Raw genomic sequence first — 10566 nt, 5'->3', positions numbered from 1 at the left:
GGAAACTTCTTGTGGATTACACAATTTCAGGGTTACGATGAGACATGGGAAGGTTGCTTAACTTGAGCATCTCAATTGGGAAATAGGCTTACGGCTTATCTCCTCTTTATTTCCGATGAAGTCTAATAATTATATGCTCATCCTTTAAGCATAGCGACTCGAATCGTTTTTACTCAGGAGCAGCAGAACAGTCAAGAAAAATATGATAGATAACTATGGAGTCATTTTCTTCTCTTTCATGTTCGCTAGTCCATACATCATTCAGAGAGGATAGAACTTGAGCTTTCTGTAATAGTTGTTTGATGCATAAATCATTGTGTAGATCACTATCAAAACGCCGTCTTAACTCTTTTTCCCAATAAATTGCATCGCCACTTTGGTCATAGCCTACCATAGCTGCTTCTATGTACTGTGATGCATAAACGCCTTTGACAAAACATTGCAATCCATCTTCACCTACATATTCGCCAATGGGGAACCCATTCTTTTGTAGACGCTTTGCTTCAAAGATATACTCTGGTCTTACCTTATGAGGAAATTTACTTTCAATAACAATATCTAACTTGAGCCTTCGTTTACCAGTTCGCCCATCAACTGCTAATGGTTTTTCTTCAGCTACTGAATATCGGTCATAAAACCTTTCTGGTATGTTGATATCTTTAAGTTTTTCTCTCATGGCTTCAACAATCAGCCCAGTAATTTCCTCTTCTTCTAATTTGCAGTGAATTTTATGCAGGGCATCTTGATACCCCCAAGCAAGAAGCTGATGTGCATCTCGTCGAAGTCCATAGTCAAAGCAGTGTAAAGCGAATGAGTTAAGATTTTCTGCTACCATTATTGAACATCCTCATGTAATCCACGCTTTGCTGTGAGGATCTCCGCAATGATGTCATCTGAATCGTTCAGGGCTTGGGTTCTAGTCCAATCAATTAATCGAGAAGACTTGCAAATATAAACCCTTGAATCATCGTAGATACGCAAACTTCGCTGCACATATACCCATTGACTAAAACGTTGTTTAGCTTTCTCCTGAATGTAATTTAGAAATAAAGATATATCTCCCTGCGCTTTTTCGACAATTACATCTAATGAGGTAATTGTGTCTGAACGGACAAACTCTACTGAACATACAATTAAGTTTTTGGAGTAGGTCAAGCTAACTTTGTGCCGAAGCCCACTTCCTTCAGTGAAGGAATCAAGCTCATCTCTCAAACATGAACCATATCTGAGTAACTCATGCTCTTGTGGTTGTGCAGTTGCAGAGACAACTACTTTGCCCTTATTTAGTTTTAGTCGAATATTACTAAAGTCACTCACTAAGATACTAAGGTTTTTAGGAATCCTTAAAATCTCTTGGATTTTTTCATCAAGATAATTTTGTAGTGAACTAGTAAGTTTTTCTCCAGACAACTCTGCTATTTCTAACTCTCTTTGCAAATTTGAGAGGCTTTTAATCTGTTCCAAAGAGAAGTCACAAACTGGAATATTTTTAACATCTTTAAAGTATATTCTGTTTCGATCAACGCCCCAAGATGGACTTTGAAAAAACAAGTAATATTTTATGATACTAGAACTTAAAAAGACTGAAAGTGCACGCAGATAATCTTCATCCTGCTTGTTCGCAGAAATTCCTAAATGAGGATCAGGAATAACAAAATCATCTTCACCATAAACGAAATAGTTTGGATTTAAAATAATGTGTGGTGCATTTATAATGCCCAATCCTACTTTTCCTCCTCTTTTTCTTATAAACAATTTTTCATTTGGGATGGGTTTAAGAACATTTTCTGGAATTGAGAATTTATGCTTAGCTTTATTCATAGAATCCACATCAAAGTATTGTTTGCCGCCTAAATATGGTACGGGCTCAACTTCCTTTGTTCTAAGTTCACCTAAAACGCTAATATCTTTTAGCTGAATGCCTACATTAAAGTTCCAACCATAACTTTGAGTAAGTTCAAAAAGATTGCCTTTAAACAGACTCTTTATTCTCTGAATAGCTTTACTGTCTCTATAATTTCCCCAAAGAGCCAATTTCCAAGGAGCTACATCTCCGTTTTCTATGTCTTCTGGGTCTATTGACTGTATCTCATTTGAATTAATAGTTATTATCCAAGTTGTATTTTTTTTGTCCTGCTTCCAAGGACGATTAGAAACTTGATTAGCAACAAAGGGAGCGTAGTGGATAATCTGAGACTTATGTACATTGGGTATAGCCTTTCGATAAATAATCGTTGCAGCAGGAGCTTCTCCTCTACCACCAAAAAGAACATAAGCCAAATTAGAAAAATTTGTAACTCTTAAGATTTCTTGTTGTGTGAAAAACTGCTTTCGATATTTTTCTGATTCATGATTAAAAAGACTTTTGGCATGGATCAGTAGTCCTACACATCCATTAAGTGTTAGTAGATCGACCACACGCCAGCTAAAAGCTTCGCAGACTCTATTTCCAGCAACATGTCTTTCCTTTATATTTCTTCTAATCCAAGAACTAGCAAATTCTTCATCTTTTAGACTTGGTTTGATTTCAATCCAAGGTGGATTTCCAACAATCCAGTCAAACTTTTTATCTTGTTGCCAGAAGTCTGATTCATCGTCGAAAAAATCACATTCAAATATTTGAATATTATGGAGTAAAGGGAACTTAAACTCTTTATTATGTTGTAAATCTGGTGGATTGATGTAGCTTAGCAGTGTCAAAATCAAACTGAATTCAGCAACATAGCAAGCTTCTCTATTTCTTTCTACACCATAGATATTAGCGAGAATTTTGCTTAAATCTTCAGGTTTAGGAGGATTTTTTTGTCTTTGAGCAACTTCCAATTCAATAAGTCGTCGGTAGGCTAATACCAGAAAAATTCCTGAGCCACAACAGGGATCAAGAATTCTCATACCTTTTTGTAATGGTTTAGATTCTTGTAGTTCGCATAGTAAATAATCTGCTACAGGTTCAGGAGTATAAACTGCACCAACTTTTTTGCCTGTTCCTTGTGAATTCAAAAACTGTTCATAGATGGATGATAATGTTTCAACTGGGATATAAGAAAAATCGTAAGCGTTAAAGTCAAGATGCATCTGCCCTGATTCAAGATCATCGCCTTTAAATGAAGAAGCAACTAAAGCAACAATCTCATCATTACCTAATATCTCTTCTACATTTGAAGGCAAAGGAAAAATAGCCCCATTAAAACGATTTTCTAAAAGCTCTGTTAATTTTAGTAATCCTTCTAGAGTTGCATTGCGCCCTAGAATGGTGTCTAAATTTATATTGTTTTCTGCCAGCCATTCTCTTGAGAGAATCTTTCGATCGTAGAGATAACGAATATAGACATACTTCCCTATCAAAGCATGAATAATTGAAAGATCTACGCCCCTACTCTCTAAGTGTTCTTCTAATTTCTCTAGATTATTAAGTAGGTGTATATCTACTCTATTTTCAGGAGTAATGTGCTTTGACTGGGTTTGCCAAATTTTTCCAGAATCAATAGAATTAGATCCAAAATCTACAAGCTTCTCACGGATGTTTTCAAAAGTGAGCTTGGCAATATCTTGGATTTCGTATACTAGTCCCTTTTTCTCATTTCTCTGAGAAAAGTCAAATCCTGTATAAACTCTAATTTCATTAGGTAGCAAAATAACTAAGAACGGTGTATTGCCTAAATTCCAAAGTCTCTTATGAATTTCTCTAGCTTCCTCCCTTGTCTTAGCTTCAGCAACATATACAGCAGGACGTGGCGGAAGAATTTTTTGTTCGGGTGGGCTAGTCTGAAAAAAATAGGCTCCTTGAACTCCAGCTTTCTTAGCCGCACGAAAAAGATGCTCAGTTAATGGCTCCTGCGAAGACTCGTGCGTAGAGCGATAATTTTGTGACTGAGTATATCCGAGTTGGTCTAAGAGTTGATCTAGATTCAAAAGATGGCTCTAGTAAAATGTCAATCCTTTATTGTAAAGACATTGTAGCGATTTTAGGCGTTTTTTTGAATAAGGTTACACTAATTAACTAAATAATTAGGACACTTTAAAATCTAAATTATATCTATAAACGCTAGATTGATTACTACACATAACATATAGCGGATGGCATGGATAATCTGCTTTTGTAATACCTAAACAGTGAGGTTGAATATTGTGTTTAGATAGCAACTCCAAAACATGGCGATCGCGTTGCATTAACTTCCCGTTATTTCCCCAAGCAACAACAACCCTATCGGCTGTCTTAATCGCCTTTTTTAAATAGCGATCGCATTGTAGATGTGCTGATAGGCGATCGCAGATAAAATAAAATTGTGATTATCCTCAAAAGGTAAAAACCATGCTAGAAGCAACTGTTCTCGATAATCAAGAGCTTTCTCAGCTAATCCAACAGGCTACATCTAAAAGAGAAGCTATAACCCTAGTCCAAGAAGGACAGCAAAAAGCAGTCTTGTTAAGTTTGGAAATGTTTCAAGCTTTAATAGGAATTAGCGATCGGAGAGAGAACTTGTCAGCCGAAGGATTCGCAGACATGTCACGTCAACTTTTTGCAAAATCTGGCTACGACTCACCCGACAGAATAATGCAACTAATTCAGGACGTAAAACAGGAATTAGCAACCGAAAGAGAACAGAGACTTAACGACGAGAAAATTAATGTCTAGCTTGCCAAACTCGATATTTCTCGATACCAATATCTTTATTTTGGGAGCTCTCGATCTTGAAAGCAATGAAAGCAAAATTTTATCCCTACTGGAATGTGTGGTCTATTAGCAAGACTTTGGCAGCAATTACAAATTGATTTTATATTTGTATACGACCAAGATATTCAAGCGATCGCTTATGCTGGCATCATTCCCCGTGAAGATGCAGGTGTTTATCTCACCGCCAAGCAAGGAAAAGCCCAATGTTTTGTCTCAAGAAACTACAAACTAATTCGCGTACTTGTTGAACAAACACAAGAATTTGAATGTCTCACCCCAAGAGAGTTTTTACAAAAATATGCTCAAAAGTTCTAGGGTGAAGGGATAGAAGAGTGTACTTGAGCGATCGCATTGTAGATGTGGCGATAGGCGATCGCCTTAAGCGATAATCAATTAATTGAGATCATATTAGGAAAAACTAAATTGTGTCTGATGGCGGGAAATCATGCGGAAGCATATCCCATTCACATCCATTTATTGTCCAATACAAGATGGCATTGACTACTTCTCGGATATCGGTAGTACGGGTTCTCCCTTGCGCTACCTCCGATTTTGCCTTAGGAAATACATCTTTGATAATTTTCCACTGCGGATTCTGTTAAATCGGTTGGTAGATCAGTTGTTCCAATTGAATTTGGGATTGCCAATGGAGAATATCTTGGAAAAGAGCATTATAACCCTCAGAATTTGGATGTAATCCATCCTCACTCAAGTGATTATTAATCCAATCTTGTCCCCGACCTTGCCATAGATCGAAAACATCTAAGTAGGGAATATCCCGCAATCGGCAAGCTGATTTTGTGACTTCCTTATAGCGGAACTGATCCTCATGATTGAAATACATACATCCTAAGAAAGGCATTTTCAACTCATCCACAGGAACCATGCCCACAAATATAACTGGACAGAGGTTCTGAGCCTTATCTAGTAAATTGATAATTTCGAGGGTAAAGCGATCGCTATCTGTCATATTTCGACCTTGACGCTTGCCAACCCGTGGCGAGTCATTTACCCCCACCGATAAAATCATCAGATCGGGACGGTTATTGCGAAGCTCTCCCCGCAGTAAAAATTCCTGCTCCATGCGTTGATTGACCTGTGCTACCGTATCGCCCCTTACGCCTAAGTTATAGAGGACATGGTTAGGAGATGTAGCCATCCATTGTCGTCGTAGTTGCTCAATCCAGCCGCCATTAACAGGATCGCCATAGCCATAGATTAAACTATCACCAAATGCAGTGACCCTAAGTGTTTGGGAACAGGAGAATAGAGTAGGAGTTCTCAGGAGGTTTAAGGTCGTCATCAAAAATGCGCTTTGAGTAAATAGATGTAAATAAACTAATTGCTTAACAAATCTACATCTAGATTATCGCAACTAAGTAGTTTTACTTACATGGATCTTTGTGATCTTTAGGATCTTTAGCGTGATTTTATTTTGCTACCCAAAGAAAGTGGCGGTGCAAAGCACCGCCGCTCTCTTTATACCAATTCCCGAAAATGTGGCTACACTTTTGGGAGTTGAAAACCAAACCCAGTAAGGGTTTTAAAATTACAAAATGGCGTAGCCATTTTGTAATTTGGTATTAGATGTAATACATAGTTGTTGCGATTTGGCGCTGCCGTTGCCGATCGCAGAGATCCTTGAGCGTGCAGTCATCTAACACATTAGAAGCCGCCTTTTGAGCCAATTCCCACGCTTCCCGAATTACCGCAAGAGATGCGCTCTCACTGCCTGATTTATTGCTTTTTTCAGAGATGGGGTCGTAACCTTCTATGCCTCGAATGATTTCTAACAAACTAATTTCCCAAGGATCGCGGGCGAGAACGTAGCCACCTTTGGCTCCACGTTGACTTTTGACTAATCCCTGTCGTTTTAATGTCGCTAGCAACTGCTCTAAATAGCGATCGGGAATATTTTGTTGATGAGCAATTTGACGAATCTGGAGAGGCTGATCGATCGCGGTATTATTAGCTAGCTCAAGCATAGCTAAAATTGCATATTCACTCTTTAAAGAAAGTTCCACAACAGACCGTATTTCTGATTTTAAAGATATTTTATCCTATTGCATTCTATGATACTACGGTATGTCACTGTAAATTTAGAGCAAATATATTACAGCGCTTTGCGCTCAAACCCAAACCAAGGAAATTTTTGAAAGCGTTGCAAAGCAACGCTTTCAAAAATTTCCTTGTGGTTCGTTTGATCGATAATTGCTGTAAGTAGTTCGGCATAATTAAAAACCAAAGCCAGAGAGCATAATACCGCCCGCTGCGCGGGCGGTATTATGCTCTTCTCGGTTTTAGGTTTACTTATGCCTAGCTACTTAAGACCAATTCACAAAAGTGTGACAACACTTTTGTGAATTAAAAACCAAACCTAGTAAGGGTTTGAAAAACTAAAAATGGCGTAGCCATTTTTAGTTTGGGTATAATTCCCAAGAGAATAGCAGAGCTTCCCAGCACGATTCTCGATATTTCAATCTAGGGGATTAACGCAGCACTGGCTGAATATATCGACTATTTGCCCTGACATAGCAAACATCACTAAAGTCTTTGCCTCGCACTGGCATCCAAGGTTTGCCATTCTCATCGACAGCATTAAATAAAACCTCATCGGAACCACCGCGATAAACCTCTACCTCCAACAAAGCATCTCGCAGATAAGTGCGTAGTACGGGGCTCTGTAAACTCGCAGCCCGCCTACAGTTCAACCCATCAGCAACTACCACCCGCCACAATGAACCTGAGCCGTTCTGCGAGTTGCGGGTAGATTGGACTGGTGTTTCATTTTTGTAGTAATTGCCTAGCTCGTCGGCTGTTTGTGCTTGCAGGGCAACTGGCAAGACCGCAAGCAGCAGCATAGAATAGGGCAGTGCTCGAAAAAAAGTATTCATAGATTGGCTTGCAGAAGGTGTTATGGGCGGTTCTAAAGAAGCGATGACTGTTGCTGGATTGACGCAAGCAATTACGCTTTTGTTGCGAGAAGAAATTGGGATCGTGCGGGTGACAGGGGAAATCTCTGGCTTTACGACGGCTGCCTCTGGGCATCGCTATTTTACGCTCAAAGATGAATCGGCTCAGATCGATTGTGTAATGTGGGCGAGCAAAACCCTAGCATTTCGCCCTAAAAGTGGGATGCAGGTCGTGGTACAGGGTCGGCTGACAGTCTATGCCAACCGTGGTAAATATCAGATCGATTGCGATCGCATGATTGCCGCAGGACAAGGTGATTTATATCTTGCCTTTGCCGCCATGAAAGAAGAACTTGCCGAGAGGGGCTATTTCGATCCCGACCGAAAACGTGATCTCCCTGCCTTGCCTCTAAAAATTGGTGTAGTCACCTCGCCAACGGGTGCAGTTCTCCAAGATATTTTGAGCACTTTGCAACGGCGATCGCCCCATTGTCAAATTTATCTCAGTCCTGCCGCTGTGCAAGGCGAAACGGCTCCTGAGGAGATTGCCGCCGCAATTAAGGCTCTCCAAAATACCGATGCGGATGTGCTGATCGTTGGACGCGGCGGTGGTTCGATGGAGGATCTCTGGGCGTTTAATACTTTGCCTGTCGCCGAAGCGATCTATCATTCGCGCATTCCCATTATTTCGGCGGTGGGGCATGAAACGGATTTCACGATCGCCGATTTTGTTGCGGATTTACGCGCTGCGACACCGACCGCCGCCGCAGAAATCGTCTCGCAATATGATCGCGATACGCTTTTACAGCAAATTGACTTTTGGGAAAATCGCCTCACGCGCAGCTTACAGCAATCAATACAAGATTATCGCCAAAGGTTAAATTCTCTAACGAATAGCTATGCTCTGCAAAACTTTGGCGATCGCCTACACGATCGCGCTCAACAACTAGACGAAGCCGAGCAATCAATGCAAAAGTCCTTAATCCGTCATCTGCGCCAATCCACTACCAAACTCGACAGGATTACCGCCCATTTGCGCTCGCTGTATCCTTTATCCCCATTACAGCGCGGTTTTGCCCTCTTAAAAGTAGGCGATCGCCTACTGACTAATGATGAATCTCTCTCAGAATTTGCAGGGACATTTGCTAAAGTGGAAGTCGTGAGAAGCTCTGAAACCGCCCAAGTTAGCATCGAGAAAGTAATCAAGCAAGTAATCGAGAAAGTATATGACCGCCCCGAATGATGTCAAAAAAAATCTAGAAGATCTCTCCTTTGAGGAACAATTGCAACGTCTCGAAGAAATTGTCGAAATTCTCGATGATGGGGAAGCACCTCTTGATGAGATGCTGGCTCTCTATGAAGAAGGAATAAAGCGATCGCACCATTGCCGAGAGTATCTGGAAAAAGCCGAACAGAAGGTAACGCTGATTCAAAATAATATCTAAAAATAATATCTAATACCACAGTTCAAAATGGCGTAGCCATTTTGAACTGTGAAAACCCTTACTGAATTTGGTTTTTAATTCACAAAATTGTTGTCACACTTTCGTGAATTGGTATAAGTAGTTCGGCATAATTAAAAACCAAAACCAGAGAGCATAACGCCTATAACGTTTTCAAAAATATGGCTTACAAAGGCAATAAATCTTTTTTACCTAGCAAAGATTGTATAGTTTGCGGTAAACCTTTCTCATGGCGCAAGAAATGGGAAAAATGCTGGGATGAAGTGAAGTACTGTAGCGATCGCTGTCGCCAACGAAAAAGTAATAAGTAGCTAAGGTTTACGGCGTAATCCTTTTGCTATAAAGGATAAATGATCAAAATCTACACGCAAAGTCAAAAAGCCGAAACTTGGCTCGAAACCTATCGGGGTAAACGTCCCGTATTTGCCTGTGTGCTGGGGTTTACAGAAACAGGACTAATCCCGAATATTTCCGCCGCAGGTGCGACACCCGAAGATCGCAAATATACAGCGATCGCCGATGCTGAATTTCTCGCCACAGGAGCAAGTCCCAATTTCCCTTTGCCACCTCTAATCGCTGGCGCTTCTCCCGTTTTCATTTCCCGTGCTGTCATCGCTACGCAAAACTTGCCTCTCTTCATTTTCAATGCAGGCTTAGCGATCGCCCCTACGGCTGAGACCCAAGCGATCGATCTTGCTGGAATTCCTGCAAAATGTCTGAGTACAGGCAAAGCCTTACCCATAGAAATAGTATTGCAATTATTTGTACAGGGATTAGTCTGGGGCGAAAAACTAGCCCAGTCAGGAGCCTATATAATTTTGAGTGAATGTGTAGTTGGCGGTACGACTACGGCTCTAGCAGTTTTAACAGCTTTAGGAATTGAGGCAAAAGATAAAGTGAACAGTTCTCATCCCACCTGCAATCATGCCCAAAAGTGGGAAATTGTCCAAGCAGGTCTAGAACATCTCCGCACTGCCCGAACTCCCTTTGAAGTAGTAGCCGCCGTCGGCGATCCGATGCAAATTGCAGTTGCAGGCATGGCGATCGCCGCTAGCCGACATAGTGGCGTATTACTCGCAGGCGGAACCCAAATGTTAGCGATCTATGCCCTCACTAGAGCGATCGCTAATTATCAAGGGCTTGCATGGAACCCCAATACCATTATTGTCGGCACGACCCGATGGGTCGCCGAAGATCCCACAGGCAATACCGTCGATCTCGCCTTAGCGGTGCGGGATGTCCCATTAATGGCAACCCAATTAAGTTTTGCTAAATCCCGATTTCCTCAGCTACTTGCCTACGAGCAAGGCTTCGTCAAAGAGGGGGTTGGCGCTGGCGGCGCGGCGATCGCTAGCCATCTCTATCAAAATTGGTCACAGGAAAAGTTATTAGCAGCGATCGAATCTCAGCTATAAATGCGGTTCGCTCCTCTTGGGTGACGATAGCTATATAACCCACATTCCGCTCGTAATAGAAGGGTAAAATAATTACCAAAAAGCCAAACAGAGGAGGCAGG

General features: G+C 41.0%; 12 protein-coding genes and 1 pseudogene. 6 read left to right on the top strand and 7 right to left on the bottom strand.

All coding sequences use genetic code 11. The features are described 5' to 3' along the window. Positions 1-169 precede the first annotated feature (169 nt). From PseudUWO310_RS18440 to PseudUWO310_RS23995, 3 genes are all read right to left on the bottom strand, one after another. Entirely contained in the window at positions 170-835 is a 666-nt protein-coding gene (locus PseudUWO310_RS18440) for a hypothetical protein (RefSeq protein ID WP_142603869.1), read from the bottom strand. Continuing rightward, entirely contained in the window at positions 835-3912 is a 3078-nt protein-coding gene (locus PseudUWO310_RS18435) for a class I SAM-dependent DNA methyltransferase (protein ID WP_142603867.1), read from the bottom strand. Before PseudUWO310_RS18435 ends, PseudUWO310_RS18440 begins: the two co-directional genes overlap by 1 nt. 96 nt (positions 3913-4008) lie before the next feature. Further along, positions 4009-4275, bottom strand: a complete 267-nt coding sequence (locus tag PseudUWO310_RS23995; RefSeq protein WP_142603871.1) for a DUF1643 domain-containing protein — start codon at positions 4273-4275, stop codon at positions 4009-4011. Between the two features lie 37 nt (positions 4276-4312). Here PseudUWO310_RS23995 and PseudUWO310_RS18425 point away from each other — a divergent pair, with 37 nt between their 5' ends. Both PseudUWO310_RS18425 and PseudUWO310_RS18420 read left to right on the top strand, forming a co-directional pair. After that, positions 4313-4636, top strand: coding sequence for a hypothetical protein (locus tag PseudUWO310_RS18425; RefSeq protein WP_142603865.1), 324 nt, complete (start codon positions 4313-4315; stop codon positions 4634-4636). A gap of 93 nt (positions 4637-4729) precedes the next feature. After that, positions 4730-4990, top strand: coding sequence for a hypothetical protein (locus PseudUWO310_RS18420; protein ID WP_223805743.1), 261 nt, complete (start codon positions 4730-4732; stop codon positions 4988-4990). Positions 4991-5093: 103 nt separating this feature from the next. Here the strand turns inward: PseudUWO310_RS18420 and PseudUWO310_RS23025 are convergent. The 4 genes and pseudogenes from PseudUWO310_RS23025 to PseudUWO310_RS18400 all read right to left on the bottom strand — a co-directional run. Further along, a pseudogene (locus PseudUWO310_RS23025) lies at positions 5094-5258 on the bottom strand (transposase); the annotation flags it as partial. A gap of 15 nt (positions 5259-5273) precedes the next feature. Continuing rightward, positions 5274-5978, bottom strand: a complete 705-nt coding sequence (locus PseudUWO310_RS18410; protein WP_142603863.1) for a GDSL-type esterase/lipase family protein — start codon at positions 5976-5978, stop codon at positions 5274-5276. 280 nt (positions 5979-6258) lie between these two features. Then, on the bottom strand, positions 6259-6699 hold the full coding sequence (locus PseudUWO310_RS18405) for an RrF2 family transcriptional regulator (protein WP_142603861.1): 441 nt from the start codon (positions 6697-6699) through the stop codon (positions 6259-6261). Positions 6700-7164: 465 nt separating this feature from the next. Beyond that, positions 7165-7569: a hypothetical protein gene (locus PseudUWO310_RS18400; protein ID WP_142603859.1), complete on the bottom strand. Its 405-nt coding sequence runs from the start codon at positions 7567-7569 to the stop codon at positions 7165-7167. 22 nt (positions 7570-7591) lie between these two features. On the opposite strand from PseudUWO310_RS18400, the gene xseA reads away from it, so the two are divergent. From xseA to cobT, 4 genes are all read left to right on the top strand, one after another. Next, positions 7592-8830, top strand: coding sequence for an exodeoxyribonuclease VII large subunit (gene xseA, locus PseudUWO310_RS18395; protein ID WP_142603857.1), 1239 nt, complete (start codon positions 7592-7594; stop codon positions 8828-8830). Next, on the top strand, positions 8814-9032 hold the full coding sequence (gene xseB / locus PseudUWO310_RS18390) for an exodeoxyribonuclease VII small subunit (RefSeq protein ID WP_142603855.1): 219 nt from the start codon (positions 8814-8816) through the stop codon (positions 9030-9032). The genes xseA and xseB overlap by 17 nt, the downstream gene beginning before the upstream one ends. A 179-nt stretch (positions 9033-9211) precedes the next feature. Beyond that, on the top strand, positions 9212-9361 hold the full coding sequence (locus tag PseudUWO310_RS18385; protein ID WP_072143489.1) for a DUF2256 domain-containing protein: 150 nt from the start codon (positions 9212-9214) through the stop codon (positions 9359-9361). Positions 9362-9400: 39 nt separating this feature from the next. Then, the gene (gene cobT / locus PseudUWO310_RS18380) at positions 9401-10465 is read left to right on the top strand and encodes a nicotinate mononucleotide-dependent phosphoribosyltransferase CobT (RefSeq protein WP_142603853.1); all 1065 of its coding nucleotides are present in this window, start codon (positions 9401-9403) and stop codon (positions 10463-10465) included. Positions 10466-10566: the final 101 nt, after the last annotated feature.

Origin of the sequence: Pseudanabaena sp. UWO310, from assembly GCF_006861605.1 — a bacterium.
In the GTDB taxonomy this organism is placed as follows: Bacteria; Cyanobacteriota; Cyanobacteriia; order Pseudanabaenales; family Pseudanabaenaceae; genus Pseudanabaena.
Note: the sequence above shows the minus strand (reverse complement) of the source record. Positions and strands in the feature narration are given on the sequence as shown.